A 20,793-nucleotide genomic window follows, 5' to 3' on the forward strand; every position below is an offset into this window, starting at 1 on the left:
GAAAACGGGTCGTAAGCCGTTCCCTGATTATTTCCCTCGAATCAAGATCTTACACGATATTCCCGAAATCGAAAAAACCTGTTCTTGTGGGCATGAGCTGACTCGAATCGGAGAGGAAAGCTCCGAGAAGCTGGATCTAATTCCGGCAAAAATCCAAGTCGAAGTTCATATTCGCCCTAAGTATGCGTGCAAGCATTGTGAAGGGACTTCCGATGAAAATCAACCTGTCGTTAAAATAGCACCAGTTCCCAATCAAATCGCTGAAAAGAGTATGCTTTCATCGAGCTTTTTAGCGTACACACTTACTCAGAAGTTTGCAGATGCTCTTCCTTTCTACAGACAAGCAGGAATTCTTCAAAGATCGGGAGTCGATATTTCAAGAACAACTTTATCGAATACTGCGATCCAAGTATATGAAAAGCTTTCTCCATTGATTGAGGATATAAGAAAAGAGCTTTTCGAATCAAAGTATTTACAGATAGATGAGACGGTTCTCCAAGTGTTAAACGAACCGAAAAAGTCGAATACGGCCAAATCCTATATGTGGGTGATTCGGGGATTTATCCGAGAAAAACCGGTAGTATTATATCATTATGAACCGAGTCGGAGTGCTAAGTTTTTAGAAGAATGGATTTCCAACTTCGAAGGGATTATCCAAACAGACGGTTTTGAATCTTACGATTCTTTATTGAAAGTAAAATCAAAGATTCTTCATGCAGGATGTTGGAATCATGCTCGAAGGAGATTCTTTGAAATTTTAAAAATAGATCCTAAGAACGCTCAAGCAGAATGGATCGTAAAGGAAATCGGTAAGCTCTACACAATCGAGTCGAAGGCCAGAGAAGAAAATCTAAATTCGGAATTGCATTTAAGACTTCGACAATCTGAATCCAAGCCAGTCGTTGACGAGATCCGTTCCTGGATGAATAAACGAATCATCGAAGTCGCTCCGAAATCTTCGATGGGTAAAGCCCTTGGTTATCTCGCTAATCAATGGGAAAAACTGCTTATCTTTTTGGATCGTCCGGAATTGCAACTGGATACGAATCTGGTCGAGAATGATATTCGTCCTTTTGTGATCGGAAGAAAAAATTGGCTCTTCTCCGGTTGTCCGGAAGGAGCGACTGCAAGTGCAGGATTTTATTCTTTAGTTCAAATTGCAAAGCTCGCGGGAGTCGATCCTTATGCGTATTTGCGGGATCTATTTACCTCTTGGGAAAGCGAGCCGAGGAGTCTTTCTTATCAGGATCTGCCGCAACTCGCTATACCTGTGCTCGATTAGGCGCTTACGGAGCAACACTGTTGCTCCTCTGTGCTCCGACTGGTCGTGAGGCTTGACCATATTACGAAACGAAAATGATGTATGAGCATCGGGTGCAAGTGCGTTTGATTCAAACAAATGCCTTCACTTTGTTCAGGCAGCCATTCGGCTTCATCGCTTCCTATGGGCGCGATGAATGAAAGTATTGAGAAAGACAACTGTGGCGCTGCGTATAGCGGATTCCTGCCGCCAGAGCGGCGACCGGATGTTGCTCTACTCCTGTCGCTGGTGAAGAAAAGGAAATTCCCGCGCGTCTAAGAGAATGCGATTCAGACTACTATCACGACTCGCGGTTCATCACATATGCTTTTAGGGAAGAAACATACGAGAAGGTGTAATCAATTCGTCTATTTCAGGAAGGGGGCCATTTGCTGATAGAGTAGCTTTGAATAACGAGCTGCGTCCTCTTTTTGCAAGTGTATTCCATCTACCGTTTTGTAAGTCTTACAGTCGGGCATATCAATATATGAATAAGCGTTTCTTGGAAATACTTCGTAAAATTTTTCTCTAATGTCCTTAGCTTTCGGCATTTGGCAAAGTGATTTATCCACAGGCATTTCAAAAAAAACGACTTTGATCCTTTTTTCTTCGAGTTCATCGACGATGACTTTGAGACTTGCAAATTGCTCGTTTGTGAAAATAATATTCGGGGTTTTAGAGTAGTCTTTCGATTGTAGTCGTAATAATTCGGAAAATTTATCATCGACCGTCTCCACGCCCCATACATCGCCAACCGACGACCGAGCGCTATCTGTAGCCTTGTCTAAGAAAATGCCTAGAAACTTGTTGCTGATCTTGGATATTTCGACAATTAGTTTGCTCGAATCGATTTTTAATCTGATATATAAGGCAATTATGCCTAACGGCTGCTTATCTTCGCGAAGCGAAATGAAAATTCTTTTCAGCGCATTCGGAATCGGAGCAGTTACCGACTCCACAAACTTTTTGTCTTCGGTACGAGTGATGACGTTCATTTCTATAAAGACCGCCTTGGGAGGAAGATTCCCTTTTTGTAATATCCTCAAACCTTCATATATGCTCATACCTGAAAAAGCCAAATTGGTGACATCGGGCAGAAAGTTCATGTTCAAGTAGGTGGATAATGAAGAACCTACGATTATCGTTTCGTGGGCTTTTGGGGAATACAGAAAATTTTCCGCTTTTATGATATTGTCTTGTTGCGGGTACTGCGCGACAGACCAATTCGGTCTATAGAAATGTATGAACGTGTCGTACGATAGGAAAAGGAAAGCCGAGAATAAGAGTGATTGATATATTACTTTGTTTTTCATTAAAATTGAAAGTAAATAAAAGAGCCTGGAAAACCACGGTTCACGACGATTAAAAAAATCATTGTGCCGAAAGCGATAAATTGAAAATTCTCGAACATTTGATTCCCATTCCTTCGCATCAAATAATGCACATGATATAAAATCACCGGGGATGAATAGACGAATATGCTGACAATTAAATCATAACTGTTCGGTAAGGACCAATTACGTAATAATGCCTGGAAGAGTCTTGTAACGTCGTTGATATCGGGTAATTGAAAAAAGATCCAGGCGAACGTCACGAAAAAGAAAACCATAAAACCGTAAGATGCCCTACATATTTTGCAATTTTCACGAATAGAATCCATTTTGAGCGCCCTTTCTATCGTTAGAGCCGCTCCATGAACTAACCCCCAAAGGGCGTAACTCCAAGCAGCCCCGTGCCATAATCCTCCAATAAACATAGTTAGCATAAGATTAGCGTAAGTCCTCCAGCTTCCCTTTCGATTACCGCCTAAGGGAATATATAGGTATTCCATTAAAAACGATGATAGAGAAATATGCCAACGTTTCCAAAATTCCTTAAAGGAGGTGGAGATATAAGGAAATAGGAAATTCACTTTTAGATCATAGCCAAAAAGCTTAGAGATTCCGATTGCGATAGACGAGTATCCTGCAAAATCCGCAAATATTTGAAATGAATAACCGAACAGTAAACTTAGCAAAGTGAACGTCGATTTTGTATCAAAATACGGAAATTGAATCCAAAAGGTAAACTGTCTTAAATTGTCCGCGACTACGGTTTTCAAAAAATATCCGATAATAATTGCCTTGAAGCTTTCCTCCCAACGAATCGATGTGAATTTTTTTCTATCTATCTGATAAAGGAAATCATGAGCTTTTACGATAGGGCCCGCGACCAGTTGTGGGAAAAAAGAGATGAAGAACACTACATTACTAAGATGATTTTTGAAGGTTCTTTCTACGACTTCCTGGCGAGAAAAATACTTTTGAGAATATACGTCGATTAATAAGCTTATCCCCTGGAATGTGAAGAAGGAGATTCCGACAGGAAGGGGGATGGAAATTAGAAACTTACCTAACGAACTCTCGTCGATAAAAAAGGTTTTTGCCAATAGGCCGCTATATTTAAAGAAAATTAATAAGCCTAGATTCGTCAATACTCCTAAAATCGCTACCTTCCTTCTAATTGATTCTTTGCCGTAGGTGATTAAGTAGCTGGTCCCGGTATTTATAGCCGCAGAGAAAAATAATAAAAATACTAATATAGGAAAACCGAATGAATAAAATATGAAGCTGGAAACTATTATTATTTGTATTTGATATTTAGAACTAAACGGTGCGTAGTAAAGAATAAATACGATGACGAGGAAGATTAAAAATTCAATCGAATTAAATAGCATAAAATTTAGAGGCAACTACCTGAATTTTTTGTAAACGTTTTGTTCGCGCAGTTGCAATCGGTTCAGAGGAATAAATTAAAAGCTACTATTATGAAATTTTTTGCCTTCGCTATGTCAACATTCTTTTTAGCGGCAGTAGAAAGGATATTTTTCTTTCGTACCTTTTACAACTTTTTAAATATGACAAATCCTGGCATATATTTCGGTTAAACTTGAAGCGTTAATGGCAAGGAATAATCAGCGATCGAACTTCGGAGTTTAGAATTCCTAGAAAATCGTAATTTCCGGATTAACAAGGAAACAATAATGGCTCTCAAAACATACAAGGGAAGTTGTCACTGTGGAACAGTGAAATACGAGGCGGACATCGATCTTAGTAAGGGAACGGGGCGATGCAATTGCTCATTTTGTAGCAAGACTCGAAATTGGTCCGCCATTATTAAGCCTTCCACCTTTCGTTTGTTAAGCGGAGAGGAGAGTCTCGGATCGTATCGATTCAATACTAACAGTACTACTCATCGATTCTGCAAGAACTGCGGGGTGAGAACTTTTTCTAAAGGACACATCGAAGAAATCGGCGGTGATTTTGTGAGTATTTATTTGAGCGCCCTAGATTCAATGGATCCTTCCGAACTGATCGCGGCTCCGCTTTGGTATTCGGACGGTCTAAATAATAATTGGCGAAATCCGCCGGCAGAGTCTCGTCATCTTTAGTCTTCAAGGCGGAAATCGCATCTCCGATTGGAATGAGATTTCTGCCGTTTACCGGAACCTGCCGTCCCTCGACGAAATAAGAAACGTCTTTCTAATATCGATTTTCGTACTGGTACTGCAAAAGGAAGGATTATTCGGAATTCCTCCTTAGTTCAAGGATCGATTTTTAGATTGACCCAAATATTAAATCAGCCAAGGATATATGGCCTTTTCCCGATCGAATTGTCCTCTGGGTTCCCGTTCGGTCGGTCGCTTGGCGTCCGTATGCCGACATTTTTAGATCAGCTTAGGAAGACATTACGCAGCGAGGTTACCTCGTCTCTTTTTCAGGGGGCCTTCGGTGTAGCTTTATTTTGGGTGATCTTGAGATACCTTATCATAACGGTCGAGACCCCGCATCCGGTACTCGTAATTTTTAATTTCGTTTATACGATTTCCGTGGCCCTTTTTTGTAATTTTAAAATGGTTACGGGACGTTGGTCCGCAGCACTTTGGGCCAATCGAGCATTGAATCTCTCCTTACCTCTACCGGTATTTTACGGTTATTTTACCTACCTTGCTCCGGATTATTTCGCTGCAATGATCGTCTTTGTGATCGCGATCGAATTGCCGGTGTTGGGACTTGCAAAGAGTCGTTATTTGACGTTATGGTACGCCGTGTATTTTTTCTCCTTCCTCCTTCCATTGTTCTTATGGAAGAGAACCTACTTCGATTCTCATATATCGGCGATTGTGATATTCATGGCTTCCTATGCGTTCATCCATTTTTGGCTTGTAAGAGCTTCCGATAGCGTGAAAAAAATGGGAGAACAGTTAACCAGACATTTGGTTCAAACCAAGAAAAATAAAAGAATTCTAAAGCGCCTTCACACGATGCAAGCGGTCGACTTAACGTTAGCCCGCCGTCTTCAAAGGGATACTCTCCCCGATTTAAGAAAATTCGAATCCTCTCATCTACGCCTTTCCGCGAGATATCTTTCCCTTGATACGGTCGGAGGAGATTTTTACGATATCGTACAATTGGAAAACGATAAGATCGGCTTGTTCATCGCAGACGTCTCCGGGCATGGAGTCGCGGCGGCTCTGGTGACCATGATGACCAAAGCGGCCTTTCGTAATCATTATAGAGATCAGGAAGATCCGGCGCTTCTTTTGAAGATCGTGAATGAATCCTTATGCGGAATGCTGGAGAACCAAGGAATGTATGTAACCGCCTTTTACTGCATTTTGAATACAGAAGGAATTCTGTCTTATTCCAGTGCTGGACATCCCGCATCTTTGCTAGTGAGAAAAAACGAAAATCGAATTTACGAATTGATCACCGAAAACACTTTTTTTCTAGGCGTGGAACCGTACTGGAAATATGGCTCCGGCTCGATCCAGCTACAATTCGAAGACAGATTGTTTTTATATACGGACGGCCTCGTGGAAGCTAAGAATCGCCTGGGCCAGTTTTACGGGGAGGGGAGACTATTCGAACTTTTATTAAAGAAAACGAATCTTTCTCCGGATGAATTCTTGGAAACTTTATTATATGATCTCCACGAGTTTCAAAACGGTCGAAATGCGGAAGACGATATCGCCCTACTTAGCTTGGACTTTTTGCGCAGATATGATACTAAGTGATTTGATTCTAGTATTGCGTCGAATCGGTTCAACGAATCGCTTAACTTTCCTTCTTTACGAGCCAGGCTCCTAAAACCAAAAGACTTAGCCCGATGATTTTGGCGATAGAAATCGGTTTTTCCGGAAAACCCAGGATGCCATACCGCTCCAAAACGACCGACATAGTAACCTGTCCGACTAAAAAAAGTGCGATCCAACTCGTTGCTCCTAATTTGGGGGCGAAGACTAACGCGGAGGTTACTACGAGTACCCCTAGCAATCCTCCGGTCCAAACCCACCAAGGATTTTTAACGATCGTGTCGGAGAGAAACGACACCGATTTGGTTTCCCCCAAGAATAAAACAAATAAGATTAGTGCAAGAGTTCCCACGAAAAATGAAATCGTAGACGCCAACCAAGGACTCTGAACGCTTTTTCCTAATATGGAATTGATGCCCGGTTGCATTGACATTGCGACTCCGGATAAAAGGGCGAAGATGATCGGAACAAATAAGTTCATATATAACAAATCTTGCATTTCGTTTTTTTACACCAGCTTTTCCCGAAAGGAGGGAGAATTAATTTTCTTGAACTGAGTCTTTGCATTTTAACGATATTCGTTATGCGTTTAAAGGTGTCTGAGGAATGGAAAAAGTAAAGATAGTTCCGACTTCCAGATTCGACTGAACCGCAATTTTCCCGTGATACGCCTGAATGATGCTATGGACCAAGGACAATCCCAAACCCGTTCCGACTTCGTTCCTGGTTCCGTATCTCGTCGATTTAACTTCCGTCGAAAATAAATGCGGAATCATATCCTGCGGGATCCCGACTCCCGTATCACGTACGATAAATTCCACGGAATTAGGTTTTCGAGAGAATTCTATTTCGATTCGTCCGCCGTCTCTACAGAATTTTATCGCATTCGAAATCAGATTCATAAAAATGGCGGCCAATAAAGTCTTATCCATTACCATTTCCGCATTTTCAGGAATCTTGTTTTCGATCGTTATATTCTTAAATTTCGCTTGGCTCCAAAATTTACTGAGCACCTGCTCGATTTCCGGATTCAGATCGATCGGGATATTATCCAACGGAAACGATCCCGATCGCAATCGATTTAAATCGAGCAACGTGGAGATCATTTCGAGAGATTGTGTGGAAATTTTTTCGATCCGCTCCAACCAATCCATTATGGATCTATCATCCATCGAATCGTATTTGCTTCGAATCAATTGCAATACTCCGATGATATTCGCCAGAGGTGATCGCAAATCATGTGTGACGAGAGATATGAACGTGTCCTTTAGGGCGTTTGCTTCCTCCGCTATTCTCTTTGCGTCCCGTAATTCCTTGGTCCTTTCCATCACTTTTAGTTCCAGCGACTTTTGCAATTCTTCCAATCTGACGAAAGCATTCGAGAATCGTATAGAAAGCATCGTCGTTTGAGAAAATAGGAAAGCGAGTAATCCCCAATTCGCGAGGTATCCGGATTTAATCCAGAGAGCCTGAGTGAAGATGTCGTTTAATGTCGTCAGGAATAAAATGAAACCTCCCAGCAAAAATAAAAGAGCTCCTTCTCTTTTTCTCAAGAGAGTCATGATCATCGTGTAAATGAGGTACGGAGCTAGAAGAATTACGATTCCTTGAAATATCCGTATCCACCACATATACTTTGCGGAGGGTAGAATTATCACGATTCCTGCAAATAGTAAAGATATCAGAAATATTCCCCGGAGGGCGTATCGGTGGAATTCCTTCGGGAAGACGCTGCCTAAAAAATAAGAAAAGAGCGGAATTGCGACGATAAAACTGAGTATATCCACTTTATGAATGTACGTCCAGTATTGGTCGGAAAGCTTTTCATATATAAATACCGAACCCGTGAAAAAGGTTCTCACACTTACGTCGACGCAAAATAATCCGAACCAAAAGGCCGAGCGATCCACTCTTCTCATCAAATAAAGAATTAAATGATAAAGGCCCATGAGGAAGGTCGAGCCGAAAACAAGCCAACCCAGCGAAGCCTCGGCCTTCTTCGATTCGAAGATCGATAGTATTCTACCGAGTTGAATCGATTTTCTAAGTCCGCCGGTGACATGATAAAAATTCGAAACTTGAAATCGAATCCCTAGTTCGGTTGCCCCTTCCGGCAGAAATACGATAGGATGTTTATAGGAGGGGATCATCTCCTCTTTTTTGCGGCCTACTTTTCCGTTCTCCCATAATAGTTTACCGTTTGCGAATATACGATAAGCGGTAGAGACATCGTTGATCTGAAGGGCTAAATTCGGAATCGGTCGATCCAATAGAATTTTAAGATCGTAGGTTCCGGTACCTTCTCCTCCGTGCTCCTTCTCCGAAGTGCGGAAATGGTTCCAGGAATCCGGAACTTTTAAATATCCTCGAGTACGATTCGGATCATGATCATCCGCATCGATCAGCCCATCCGAAAATTCCCAATCTCCATCCAGGGAAATTATAGGCTGAGTATCCGGATTCCATCCCCTTAAATCCAAAACCCCCCGAGTCGCTTTTGGGGAATAAGCGACATCCGAGTCCGGAGTGCTGCATTGGAGAATCGCTAAGGAAAGAAGTAAAGTTATCGGGAGGAGCGACCGCATGGTATTAACGCTAGATTTTATCAAGGCAGGTTCTATGGAAGAAAAACCGAGCCGACACTTTCTTTATATTTGTCAAAGGCGATATCTTCGGATTTTTCTATCTAGAAGTTGTAATCCGAGTAGGGTCCCGTATAGAAAATTTTTCTTCGATCGCAAGCTTCTCAAGGCGGACTCGGACCCTATTTGCGGAATCCGGACAATTTGCCGTCGAACTTTCCGGGTCGGGACCCTATGTAAAATTATCGGATTCTTTTCTCCGCTTTCCCAGTAACCTGCGCGGGTTTATACGCGAATTTAAAGTTTTTTTAACGGTCATAATTATCTTGAATCAATACGCGGCCATTTACTTTTGAACAATTCCCTTAACGTTTTGAAAATGCAGTTTCCGGATACGCTCCGAAGAATCGGGACCGGATGATTCGATCTAGTTATGTCGAGTTAAAAGTTTACCCTAGCGAATGGGAATAGTCGGAAATGGAAATACTCTATGCAAACAAAGTGGAATTTCCCATTTTCATGAAATCGAAATCGGAAGAATAAACCCATTTTCAGCTTATTCGCATCGGGTTTACGTTTCAGGTATATATCTGTTTACGACCATGCCGCAATCGTATCCGACGGATCGAACCAATTTGAGCCTTAAACCCGTATTCAGATTATTGAATATTGAAAGTCCGCGGCCGACAGCCGTCGGGTTCACAAAGAATTGGAATTCGTCGATCAATCCTGCCTCGGTAAGGGAGGAGGCAAAGCTTGCGCCTCCGAAGGTGATGATGCTTCCTCCGGACCGACGTTTTAAGGCTTTCACTTCTTCGATTAAATTACCGTTTACGATCTCGGTGCGATCCCATTCGGAATTTTTGAGTTTACCGGTCGGTACCACCTTATTCGTATCGATTATCTTTTTAGCGAACGCATACTGCGGGTTAACCGGAAATTTTTTAGCGGCATTTCCCCAATGGTTTAAGTAACCTTGTTCTAACATCTTGCGACTTAATAGAATACAATCTATCGATTCGAAGATCGTATTGAAGTCCTTTTTGAGCCGGTCATCCCAGTTCCAATCATCACCCCAATCCCAGATCTGCCAATCGAGGTCCCTATCGACCGCGGAAACATATCCGTCTACGGACATCTGCATCTGTAATATGACTTTTCTCATCTAAAGTTCCCTTTATCAAAAATTCTTTTTTATAAGAGTTTCGAATAGTGATTGTAAAATAAAACTGGTTGTATAAAAGAATAGGTAGTGCTAAAATGCAAATAGTTTTTGGGAAAAATATGTCAGTTTATCAAAGATCGTCATGTCCGATCAATCTATCGTTAGAGATTTTCGGAGACAGATGGAGCCTTCTGATCCTTAGGGATCTGATGTTCGCGGGAAAATGTCATTTTAGGGAGTTCCTACAATCCCAAGAAGGTATCTCCTCAAACATCCTGGCCGAGCGATTAGGCAATCTCGTCGAAAGCGGAATACTGTCTAGGACTGATGACCCGAGTCACAAGCAGAAAGCGATTTATAGATTAACGCCGATGGGCATCGACCTTCTTCCGGTTCTTGCGCAAATCGGTATATGGGGTCGCAAATACCTTCCTGTTACAAAAGAGAGCGGTGCGGTTGCAGGCACTCTCGAAACGGGGGGACCGAAATTATGGAAAAGGCTCATGTCGGATTTGCGTAAAGACTTGTCAAATCCCTAAAGTTTCCATTAGAATCGTCCGCTTTATAATAGAACATAACGATAACGTAAATATCGAACAAACGATTGCAGGTATAAAAGAATAAAAATCGGAACCGCAATAGTAGGGGCGGATTTGCGCTTCAGGTTTTAGTCGAAAGTGTGAAAGAGATACGGTAGAGAATCGGAAACTAGTAGAATGAATATTTCCATGCATCGCCTTTATCGGCAGGAAATCTCCCGGAAAAGATTCAAAAAGGTTGAGGATGTGACGTCGTGGATGGGGGCGTTGCAGGCCCAGGATCGTTCGCAAGCAAAATTGGCAATTCGCCTGCGCGGCGAGGGAATTCAGGATGCGGATGTGGAAACCGCAATCTTAAAAAAGAAAATCGTCCGAACTTGGTCGCTACGAGGAACACTTCACTTTCTTTTTGCGGACGACGCTTACTCCATTCTCGCCCTATTGGGTACGCGAATGATATCCAAGCTGGCAAGTCAGCACAGAAATCTCGAATTGGACGCATCTATATTCAAAAAATCGAATGCGATCCTGTCGAAGGTTTTGCGGAACGGAAAGCAATTGATTCGGAAGGAATTATTCGCCGAGTTCGAGAATAAAGGGATTTCTACGAAGGGAATTCGCGGGTCCCATCTCCTGTACTATGCCGCATTAACCGGTTTGATTTGCCAAGGTCCGATGAAGGACAAGCAGGAAACTTTCGTTTTGTTTCAGGAATGGATTCCAAAACGAAAGGATCCGGATCGGGAGGAGGCATTGGGTATGTTAGCGAAACGGTATTTTACGAGCCATGGTCCGGCTACGGTTCAGGATTTTGCTTGGTGGACAGGACTGGCGTTGAACGAAGCTAGGCAAGGTCTTGCCATAGTTCAGTCCGATCTTTCTAAGGTTAGGATTCATGATCAGGATTATTGGTCGTCATCGTTCGAATTTGAAAAGGATATAGCGAATCGAAGAATTTATCTTCTTCCCGGTTTTGATGAATTCCTTTTGGGCTACGAGGATAGAAGTTTTTGCGTGCCGGTGCAATTCAAATCGCGTGTCGCCTCGAGCAACGGTCTTTTTTATCCAATCATATTGCTGGATGGACAAGTTATCGGAACCTGGAAGTGCATCTTAAAAAAGGGGGCGAGTTTGATAGAAACGGATCTTTTTGTTCCTCTCGATAAAACCGTAGTCTCGGCTCTCGAGAATGAGGTCGAAAGATACCAAGATTCGTATTTTTGAAGGGAAGCCGGAGATTCTTTTTGACATTCCGGAAACGAATGTGGGTTCGTTAAACGAAGCCACTCCTTCTAAAAGTCTTAAAATAAAATTAGATTTCCGTTTGAGATCCTTTATTGATTTGAGATTGGATTTCAGAATGAATGTCCGTTCTTTATCTTCCAGCTTATCTAAACGTTGATTTTTATCTCATTTTCCCCACTTACTATGATTCATAAAGAATTTGATTGAATTCTTCCCGACGTATAGTCTTATTGCATTGTAGACGGGAAACTCGCAAGAATGCTCGGTCATTGGCTTCCAAAACTTTTGCTTGAAGTATTTGTACTTCTGTTCATCGCGAATTTCGGATATCAAAAGATAGTCGATAACGAGGCAGTATGCGGAGCTTTAGGCGTGGCGGAAGAACATTGTCCGTATGCGGAGCACACTCCGGGCCACGACAGTGAATCGAACCATGTCTGCATTAACTGCCCCTGTAATTTAACTCTCTTCGTATCCTGGGATTTGTACGTGGCCAGAATTTATAGCCGGCTATCCGTTCTTTATTACCCGTCTCCGAAACCGGTCGTTCTCGCTTTCGAGCGGTCGATTCGTCTTTTTCGCCCCCCTCGAACCTCCTTCGCTTAAACACGAGCGAACCAAGGGAGGATCTCTATTTCATTAAGTCCTCCCTGAGGAGGTACTATGCGCATATTTATTTTATGGCTTCTCTACGCCGTCGCGTCGGGGAGCGTATATTCACAGGAGGTTGCTCGATCCGGCAACGCATCCTGTGCGGGTAGGATGGACCTGCGACGCATTACTATTTGCGTCTTAGAAGCCAGTCCCGAATACCGAACCGAACAACTGAAACTGAAAGAAATTTCCGGAAGAAAATTGGTCGCTTCCTATCTATTCCCGTCCAATCCGGTGGCCAGCGCCTATCTAGCCCATCGGAAGGGAACAACATCGGAAGGAGGTCCACTCGGGACGGGACCCGCGCCGATCGCTACGAACTACCAGACTTTGGTGACTCAAGAAATTTATGTCGGTGGTAAAAGAGAAAAGGCACAGCAGGTCGCCGACGAGGAATATAAAGTACAGGCCGGCAGATTGGAAGCGGTTCGGAGAAACATGCTTTCTCGGACCATATCGGCAACATTACGATACTCCGGTTTTAAGAGGGAGTTCGAGGGAACGAAACAACTGTACGAAGTCGCGAAGGATTTGCGCGATCTTTCCGCGGCAAGGGCAAACGAGGGAGTCGCTCCGGCAATGGATGTAGACGTTGCGAGAGCGGAGGAACTCCGTCTTTGGAAACTACTCAAGCAGGCGGAAAGAAAAATGGATTCGGCCAAGGGAGAACTTCTAATCCTGCTGAATTTGAATCCGGATGCTTCTCTAGAATTGGAAGTTACGGGCATTACGTTAAAGGAATTGCCGAACGATGTCGCCAGCTTGGTGAAAATCGCGCTTTCGAATCGACCCGAGATAGGAGTTTCCGAGAACGAAATTATTCTGGCGGCCAGGCGTTTGGAACAAACGAAACTACAAAGAATTCCTAACCTAACGATCGGAGGATTCATCCAATCCGACGGTTTTAATGAAAAAGTCGCAGGGGCGCAAGTGAGTCTACCGCTGACTCTTTGGAGAACCTACGAAGGAGAAATCCGAAGCGCGGCTTCCGTAAAAGAACAGGCCCAGGAAAACGCCAGAATCCAAGAGAGAAGCGTTCGAATGGAAATCGTCAATGCAGTATCTTCCTACTTGGCTCTCAGAACGGAGATAGAGCAGTACGACGCGAGTTATTTACGGGACCTTGATAAAGACTTGGATCTCCTGAAAGAAGCTCTCCGTACGGGAAGAATCAAAGTCGTCGATGCCTTAAATTCCCAAAGAATTTTGACCGGAGCAAAGCTGAACTTTATTCTCTCTCGAACCGAATACGCTCTCGCGCAAGTCGAATTGGTCCGCTCGATCGGACTTTCATTCGAGGACAATATCCAGGAAATCAAATAATGAAACGCATCATTCTGTCATTTCTACTTATCGCGTTAGTCGTAAGCGGTTCGTATTTTCTATATAAGAAGTTTTTAAAGTCAAAATCGAAATCCCGTCCCATGGAAATATCGGATTCTTCGGAGATCGGGGGCGGATCCGTAACTTTAGATAAGGAACAATCGGAACTCTTTCATATTACGACCTTGCGGATCGAAAAGAGACAGTTTCGAAGAACGATTTCTCTAATAGGAGAAGTTGCCCCGGTTCCGGATCGTATCATCGAGGTTCCGTCCAGGGTCGCCGGTAGGATCGTAACCGTTAAATTTGTGGAGGGTTCGCAGGTTTCCAAAGGACAACTATTGGCCGTTTTGGATTCTCCCGACTTAGCAAGACTTCGATCCGCGTATAATTCCGCTAAGACTCGACATTCGGCGGCGTCTCAAAACGTGGATCGGGTTCGCAATCTAGTTTCGATGAAACTTGCCGCCAAGCAGGAGGAAATCGATGCGGAGGCGAATCTGAAAGTGATCGCCGCCGATTTAAAAGCATCGGAGGAAAATCTTCGGGCAAACGGCCTCGAGCCGAGCGATGAGACGACCGGTAAATACTACATCTATGCTCCTATCGCCGGAATCGTTTTGAATAGAAACGCCCTGCCGGGTGCAATGATTCCGGGGACCCAGAATTTAGCGACGATCGGGAATATCTCCGAGCTTTGGTTTATGGCTAAGATCTTCGAGGCTGATTTAGGTAAGGTAGCCGAAGGCGATAAGGCGGACGTGATTCTCAATTCCTATCCCGATCTTTTATTCGAAGGAGTATTGGAACATATCGGAGAACAGGTGGATATCGCTTCTCGAACCGTTCATGCTAGATTAGTTTTTAAGAATAAAGGTAGGAAGGCTAAGATCGGTCTCTTTGGAACCGCAAAAGTCGTGACGGATACGGGAAGCGGGATCTTGGTTCCGGAAGGTTCTATATTCAAAATAAGTAATTCCGATTACGTATTCGTAAAAAAGGATACTTATAACTACGTTCCGAAAATCGTAAAAGTAGCGAATTCTGAAGACGGAATGGTCGAGATTTTGGACGGGCTGGACGAAGGAGAAGAAGTCGTAAGTCAAGGAGTCTTCGAATTAAAGTCACTTCTCCTAAAATCCTCGTTCGGCGAGGAGGGATAATGGAATTCTTAACCGCTATCGTTCGCTGGAGCCTCCACAACCGTCTCGCAGTCCTAATCTTTTCGATACTCCTTTTCGGTATCGGAGTCGATTCTGCAAGACGATTGAAAATCGATGCAGTTCCCGATATAACGAACGTTCAGGTCCAGATCATAACGACCGCGCCGGCCTTATCGACTTTGGAAATAGAGCAGTATGTGACTTATCCTATAGAGAGGGCAGTATCAGGAATTCCTAAATTACAAGAAGTTCGGTCGGTTTCCAGATACGGATTCTCGATCATCACCATCGTTTTCGAAGAAGGAGCGGATTTATATCTGAGCCGTCAACTCGTCAGCGAGAAATTAGTGGACGTATCCAACCAAATTCCCAAGAACTACGGCGCTCCTCAGATCGGTCCGATTTCTACCGGGTTGGGAGAAGTATATCAATTTATTCTAAAGAGTAAAACCCATTCGTTAACCGAACTTACGACTTATTTAAACTGGTTCATCAACCCCGTTCTGAAGACGGTTCACGGAGTCGTGGAAGTAAATACCTTCGGCGGAAAGGTTAAGCAGTATAGAATTATCGTCGATATATCGAAAATTGCGGCACTGGGTTTGGGGGTAAAGGACGTCTCCGATGCCGTATTAGTCAATAATACCGCGACCGGAGGCGGATATATCGAAAAAAGTAAGGAACACCTCGTAATCGGGACGGAAGGTCTTTTGAAAAGCAAGGAGGACTTTTATAAAATTTCGATCGGAAGAACTCCCGACGGCTTTCCCATTTACCTTTCGTCTGTGGCCCGTGTCGAGGAAGGATTTAGACTTCGTAAGGGCGGCGCAACAATGGAGGGGAAGGGGGAAGTCGTCGGCGCGATCGCTTTGATGCTAGTAAACGAAAATTCCCTGGAAGTCACCGATGCTATCAAGAAAAAGTTGGAGGAGATTAAGAAGACCCTACCCGCAGGAATGGAGATCGAGCCCTTTTATGATAGATCCGTAATGGTCAAAAACACGATCAATACCGTTCTGTGGAATTTAGGGGAAGGAGCGTTTCTTGTCATCATCGTTCTATTCCTAATGATCGGAGATCTGCGCTCCGGCTTAGTCATCGCCGTTACGATTCCTTTTGCGATGTTGTTTGCAATTTCCGTAATGAGATTCCGCGATTTACCCGCCAACTTAATGTCTATGGGAGCGATCGATTTCGGACTCATCGTGGACGGTGCAGTCATTCTGGTGGAGAATTCCTTTCGACGATTATTGGAATTGGCCAAGGAGAAAGGTCGAAGGCTTACCTTCGAGGAAAGAAAAGAGACGATTCTAACCGCAACGATAGAAGTTCGGAAAGCGACTATTTTCGGCGAAATCATCATCGCTGTGGTCTATCTTCCGATTCTTACCCTATCGGGAACGGAAGGGAAGATGTTTATCCCGATGGCGCTAACGGTTCTGTTCGCACTCTTGGGAGCTTTTTTTCTGACATTGACACTCATACCCGTTTTAGCTTCTTACTTTCTGGATCCTCGAATCCACCAAGAAGAAGAAACTTCGCTCTTTCGTAAAATCAGCCGTCTATATAAACCTTTTTTAGAGAAGGCGATGGGGAATTCGAAACGGGTCATCGTATCGGCTCTCGTCGCATTCAGTCTTGCCATTATCGGATTCGTGTTCATGGGCGCGGAATTTATTCCGACCATGGACGAAGGCTCCATTTTGCTGGAAATATCCCGCTTACCTTCCAGTTCTTTGCAGCAGTCTTTGGACACTTCCACGAAGATCGAAAAAGCGCTGCTGGCAAAATTTCCGGAAATCACAAGCATCGTTTCCAAGACGGGATCGCCGGAGCTGGCAAACGAACCGATGGGGCTGGATAAAACGGATGTGTTTTTGGAATTAAAGCCCCGTAAAGAATGGAGATTTACCAAGCAGGAATTCGAGGAGGAAATCTCCAAAACGGTTTCCGAACTAGTCCCGGAAGTCGCCTACGGAATTTCTCAACCGATTCAAATGAGAACCAACGAGATGATCGCCGGAATTCGTTCCGATGTCGGGATTAAAATCTTCGGGGAAGAATTAGCGACGTTGAAAATTCTCGCCGAAAAAATAGCGACGATCTCAAAAGGAGTCGAAGGCGTTGCCGATCTGCGAATCGAACAACTTTCCGGATTGGAGTATTTGCGGATTCGTCCCAGACGAGAGTCGATGGCAAGATACGGATATAACGTAAACGACGTGAATCAGATTGCGGAGTCTTTAGCATCCGGTTACCCGGTCGGAATCTTATTCGAAGGTCAAAAACGCTTCGAAATTGCGGTCGTTTCCGATTGGAAATTGGAGAATGATTTAGGGAGTCTTCGCGCCCTTCCGGTGGGTACGAAAGGAAAGATCGTGCCCTTCGGAGAACTTGCCGATGTTTCGATCGAAGACGGCCCGGTCCAGATCAACCACGAAAATCAGTACCGGTTGGCCCTCGTGCAATTCAACGTAAGAGGGAGCGACATGTTGAGTACGGTGCAGAGAGTGGACGATCGTATTCGATCTAAAATCGTCTTTCCTCCCGGGTATCGTTACGAGTTGGGTGGAGAATTCAAAAAATATAATTCGGCGCGTTCGACTCTTCTGATCGTCGTTCCGATCACCTTAGCGGTCATTTTTCTTTTTCTGTACTTGGCGTTTCGAGAACCTTCTCCGGCGCTTTTAATCTTCTTAAACGTTCCGTTTGCGATTACCGGCGGAGTGTTTTCCTTACTATTGAGAGGGATGCCTTTCAGTATTCCGGCCGGAATAGGGTTTATCGCCTTGTTCGGAATCGCCATTTTGAACGGGCTCGTTTTGGTCACGTTCGCAAGAGAGGAAGAAGCGGAAGGAGCCGACTCTGTGACCGCAATCAAAAAAGCGGCGGAACATCGCTTGCGTCCCGTGATCACGACGGCATTGCTTGCCTCGATCGGTTTTTTACCGATGGCATTATCGACCTCGCCGGGAGCGGAGGTACAGAGACCGTTGGCTACGGTGGTGATCGGCGGACTTATCAGCGCAAGTCTTTTAACGTTGATCGTTATTCCAGTGGTCTACGCGAGATTTATCCGTAGCGTGAAACGAAGAAAGGATAATTGATTTTGTTTTCGGAAAGAAAAAAGGCGGAGTCTCCTCCGCCTCAGTGGTAACTCTAAAAGTACTATGTTGATTAAAAACCGGCGGCTTGTATGGCGCTGAAAGTACAGACACCTACGTCGGGATTACAATAGTAAACTTTATAAAAGAAGTTGTTATCCGTACTTCTTTGAGTGATCCCTCCGGGAAAACCCAAAGCGGAGCAAGTGGATTTGGAAGGCTTTTCGAGAACTAAAGGAGGAGCGTTTTGCAAGGCTCCCAGAGTCGCGTTAAAGAAATCCGTTCCGGAAGGGATCGCAAGGCTGTTCGGGAGAGTAAAGCTATCGAAACAAACTCCGCTCCAGGACACCGAATCAAGCTGAGTGATTTTTACGACGGATTTGGTCCCATCCGCAGTCGGTGCCGCTAAGATCGAAGCCAATAGTCCGCTATAATCCGAGTCGTTCGTTTTACCCTTGTTACTACATCCCACCAACCCGATGGCAAGAGCGATGATTAAAGTTTTAATTACTGTTGATTTCATATTTTTTCCGTTTCAGATCTCACGATTAGTTAGATCTGGCGTTCCCCTCCGCTGCAGAATACTGTTTCTCATTAGTCGATACACCAGTTTGAAAGCTAAACTGAGCTTGCAGAATAATCGCTTGGTTGTCCAGAGCCTTGGCGCCTCCGGTTGCAGGATTATATCCTAACATGGTGTGAAAGTCATTATAGAAAAGTTGAAGTTTCATCAAATGTTTATCTAAATAGAGATTTATACCGGCCCAGTAGGAACGATATGCATCGCTAGGATCTATATGATGATCCCGGTTGAAATCCCCTTGCAGGTAATCATATCTCACGACAGGCATAATATAGTATTTCGAAAGAATCGGAACGTTATACCCCAATGTTACATGGTAACCCATCGTATTATTGGATGCCGGACCGCTCATCTTGGTGTAGGCAGCGTTTACGTAGATTCCGTTGGAATAGAAAGTCGTATCATACGTGTGCGCTACGAGACCCCAACGAGGTGAAGCCGGAGTGGTCGAGTTATTTTGAACTAATGTCGCGTTACTAGAGCCGGGAAGACCGTATGGGATTCCGAATCCGAAGCCGTTTGCCGAAGTGGGAGCAGTTCCGTTATCGGGAGTACTTTGAGGAGTTACGATGTTAACCGCAGCTGCTCCTCTCGGATAGGCGTCGACTAAAGCAGGGATCGTAGAGTTGGCAATCGTATTGAAACTTGCCGTCTGATATCCCGCCATACCTAGCGACCATTTGGTTCTGGATTGGAAGATCTCCTCCCCTTCATGCCAGCCTACTTCTTTGCCGACCTGGTTTACGAGACCACCCAGAGGGTTGAATACTACGCGCCAGATATAGGTAGGAGCGGTCGTTATCGTGCCCGTATTTCCGTTTCTGGTATTGTATAAATCGATTTTACGACCTGTTCCGTAGTCTCCACCCGCGCCTCTACCGTTTCCGACATATCCGGTTACGGTTAGCATTTGCGTGTATTTATCCCCTAAAATTTGTTTTAGAGGGTGAACGTTCAGCATCGCACCCATATCGAACTGGGGGAGAGCCGCAGTGATCATAGAGCGTTCGATGTTGACTAAGTTCTGAGAAGACGCAATGTATTCCCGGTTGAACGGAACGTTGAGTTGACCGAGGCTTATGCGAGAATTCGCGTATTTCGATTGGAGCCAAACGACCGCTTCCTGGACCGCGCCTCTGTTGTTCGCTAAGGTTTGACCTTTCGTCACAACAGTGGTTGTTTGCGTACAAGCCGCATTCGTACAGGCCGTAGCCGTAGTCGCGGGACTCAATTCGGGTCTAGCGACTAGGTTCTCCAAACGAATATTGACCAAACCACCCCACCAATCGGCGCCCTCATACATAGCGCCGAGACGGAGTCGTCTGACGTTCCAGTCTACGGCTTGGAAGTTATCGTGGCCGTTACTGTAGTTGGTGTCCTTGGATCCCGCAATTCCACGGAACTGAAGTCTTCCGTAGATCGTTAATTTCTCTTTTTGAGGATCTCTGGGACGGTGAGCGGATTGGTTAGGCACATCCGTAAAGCCGTAACCTTTCTGAAAATTGTTCTCCTGGGTAAGTCCGTTATCGACTTTATCCCCTCCGTTTGCGTTCCCGTTATCTTGGGCCGGCGCGTTCGAGTCGTCTTGCATTTTGACTCGATTCGCACCGGGGGCAGCAAACACTTGCCCGGTTGTTTTATCTACGTATAAGTCTTTTGAAAAAAGATTTCCTGACAAAGGCAGAAGGAATGCCGTTATTGCGATCCTCCTAATAAGCTTATTCATTTCATTTTTCCGTTCGTGTATTTCGGAATTGGCGATTGAATTGCTAATTCATTCCGATACGAAGGTTTATCCGGAAAAATGGTTACGGCTGCATTACGGAAGGTTTACTTTTTTGTATTATAAAAATATAATTTATAAATATATAAAGAAAAAGAAAGCCCCGGTAGATTTAAAATATTTCTACCTATCGTCGAAAATTGCCTGTGGGGGAGCGCAGTTCTTTATGCGTTTTGGGAGACGATATTTTCCCCCCTTTTTTCGTCGAAGTGATTTTTATTTTCGGTTCCGAAGAGGGTTAAAAAAGTATTCCAAATTTAAGAAATTGGAATTTATGT

Annotated in this window: 16 protein-coding genes (1 of these 16 cut by a window edge); 9 read left to right on the forward strand and 7 right to left on the reverse strand. The window is 44.2% G+C overall.

The features are described from left to right. Positions 1 to 1,282: the 3' portion of an IS66 family transposase gene (gene tnpC / locus LEP1GSC047_RS02810; protein ID WP_010413169.1), read on the forward strand. Its footprint begins 296 nt before the window's first position; the window shows 1,282 of its 1,578 coding nt (coding positions 297-1,578); its start codon lies beyond the left edge, outside the window; its stop codon occupies positions 1,280 to 1,282. Between the two features lie 386 nt (positions 1,283 to 1,668). Here the strand turns inward: tnpC and LEP1GSC047_RS02815 are convergent, their stop codons facing one another. Next, positions 1,669 to 2,613 carry a hypothetical protein gene (locus tag LEP1GSC047_RS02815; protein ID WP_010413168.1) on the reverse strand — a complete coding sequence of 315 codons (945 nt, stop codon included), beginning with the start codon at positions 2,611 to 2,613 and terminating at the stop codon, positions 1,669 to 1,671. After that, positions 2,613 to 4,016, reverse strand: coding sequence for an MBOAT family O-acyltransferase (locus LEP1GSC047_RS02820; RefSeq protein WP_010413166.1), 1,404 nt, complete (start codon positions 4,014 to 4,016; stop codon positions 2,613 to 2,615). Before LEP1GSC047_RS02820 ends, LEP1GSC047_RS02815 begins: the two co-directional genes overlap by 1 nt. Positions 4,017 to 4,322: 306 nt before the next feature. On the opposite strand from LEP1GSC047_RS02820, the gene LEP1GSC047_RS02825 reads away from it, so the two are divergent. Both LEP1GSC047_RS02825 and LEP1GSC047_RS02830 read left to right on the forward strand, forming a co-directional pair. After that, positions 4,323 to 4,730, forward strand: coding sequence for a GFA family protein (locus LEP1GSC047_RS02825; protein ID WP_039933964.1), 408 nt, complete (start codon positions 4,323 to 4,325; stop codon positions 4,728 to 4,730). Between the two features lie 264 nt (positions 4,731 to 4,994). Next, on the forward strand, positions 4,995 to 6,356 hold the full coding sequence (locus LEP1GSC047_RS02830; RefSeq protein ID WP_010413160.1) for a PP2C family protein-serine/threonine phosphatase: 1,362 nt from the start codon (positions 4,995 to 4,997) through the stop codon (positions 6,354 to 6,356). Between the two features lie 40 nt (positions 6,357 to 6,396). On the opposite strand, the gene LEP1GSC047_RS02835 is transcribed toward LEP1GSC047_RS02830, so the two are convergent. The 3 genes from LEP1GSC047_RS02835 to LEP1GSC047_RS02850 form a co-directional block, all read right to left on the reverse strand. Then, a complete protein-coding gene (locus LEP1GSC047_RS02835; RefSeq protein ID WP_039933984.1) occupies positions 6,397 to 6,855 on the reverse strand; it encodes a DMT family transporter in 459 nt (152 codons plus the stop codon). Positions 6,856 to 6,955: 100 nt separating this feature from the next. Continuing rightward, positions 6,956 to 8,959, reverse strand: a complete 2,004-nt coding sequence (locus tag LEP1GSC047_RS02840; protein WP_010413156.1) for a sensor histidine kinase — start codon at positions 8,957 to 8,959, stop codon at positions 6,956 to 6,958. 568 nt (positions 8,960 to 9,527) lie between these two features. Next, on the reverse strand, positions 9,528 to 10,121 hold the full coding sequence (locus tag LEP1GSC047_RS02850) for a dihydrofolate reductase family protein (protein WP_010413152.1): 594 nt from the start codon (positions 10,119 to 10,121) through the stop codon (positions 9,528 to 9,530). Positions 10,122 to 10,240: 119 nt separating this feature from the next. Between LEP1GSC047_RS02850 and LEP1GSC047_RS02855 the strand changes: the two genes are divergently transcribed. The 6 genes from LEP1GSC047_RS02855 to LEP1GSC047_RS02885 all read left to right on the forward strand — a co-directional run bounded on the left by LEP1GSC047_RS02855 (position 10,241) and on the right by LEP1GSC047_RS02885 (position 18,152). After that, positions 10,241 to 10,660 carry a winged helix-turn-helix transcriptional regulator gene (locus tag LEP1GSC047_RS02855; RefSeq protein WP_039933986.1) on the forward strand — a complete coding sequence of 140 codons (420 nt, stop codon included), beginning with the start codon at positions 10,241 to 10,243 and terminating at the stop codon, positions 10,658 to 10,660. Between the two features lie 177 nt (positions 10,661 to 10,837). Beyond that, the gene (locus LEP1GSC047_RS02860; RefSeq protein ID WP_010413147.1) at positions 10,838 to 11,884 is read left to right on the forward strand and encodes a winged helix DNA-binding domain-containing protein; all 1,047 of its coding nucleotides are present in this window, start codon (positions 10,838 to 10,840) and stop codon (positions 11,882 to 11,884) included. A gap of 279 nt (positions 11,885 to 12,163) precedes the next feature. Continuing rightward, on the forward strand, positions 12,164 to 12,511 hold the full coding sequence (locus LEP1GSC047_RS02870) for a hypothetical protein (protein WP_010413140.1): 348 nt from the start codon (positions 12,164 to 12,166) through the stop codon (positions 12,509 to 12,511). A gap of 57 nt (positions 12,512 to 12,568) precedes the next feature. Continuing rightward, positions 12,569 to 13,882 carry a TolC family protein gene (locus tag LEP1GSC047_RS02875; protein ID WP_010413137.1) on the forward strand — a complete coding sequence of 438 codons (1,314 nt, stop codon included), beginning with the start codon at positions 12,569 to 12,571 and terminating at the stop codon, positions 13,880 to 13,882. Beyond that, entirely contained in the window at positions 13,882 to 15,045 is a 1,164-nt protein-coding gene (locus LEP1GSC047_RS02880; RefSeq protein ID WP_010413134.1) for an efflux RND transporter periplasmic adaptor subunit, read from the forward strand. Before LEP1GSC047_RS02875 ends, LEP1GSC047_RS02880 begins: the two co-directional genes overlap by 1 nt. After that, positions 15,045 to 18,152, forward strand: a complete 3,108-nt coding sequence (locus LEP1GSC047_RS02885) for an efflux RND transporter permease subunit (RefSeq protein WP_010413131.1) — start codon at positions 15,045 to 15,047, stop codon at positions 18,150 to 18,152. Before LEP1GSC047_RS02880 ends, LEP1GSC047_RS02885 begins: the two co-directional genes overlap by 1 nt. Positions 18,153 to 18,222: 70 nt before the next feature. On the opposite strand, the gene LEP1GSC047_RS02890 is transcribed toward LEP1GSC047_RS02885, so the two are convergent. Both LEP1GSC047_RS02890 and LEP1GSC047_RS02895 read right to left on the reverse strand, forming a co-directional pair. Next, positions 18,223 to 18,672 (reverse strand): LA_3150 family lipoprotein, encoded by a 450-nt coding sequence (locus LEP1GSC047_RS02890; RefSeq protein WP_010413128.1) that lies wholly within the window; start codon positions 18,670 to 18,672, stop codon positions 18,223 to 18,225. A 25-nt stretch (positions 18,673 to 18,697) separates the two neighbouring features. Continuing rightward, the gene (locus LEP1GSC047_RS02895; RefSeq protein ID WP_010413125.1) at positions 18,698 to 20,458 is read right to left on the reverse strand and encodes a hypothetical protein; all 1,761 of its coding nucleotides are present in this window, start codon (positions 20,456 to 20,458) and stop codon (positions 18,698 to 18,700) included. Positions 20,459 to 20,793: the final 335 nt, after the last annotated feature.

Source organism: Leptospira inadai serovar Lyme str. 10, assembly GCF_000243675.2.
Classification (GTDB): Bacteria; Spirochaetota; Leptospiria; order Leptospirales; family Leptospiraceae; genus Leptospira_B; species Leptospira_B inadai.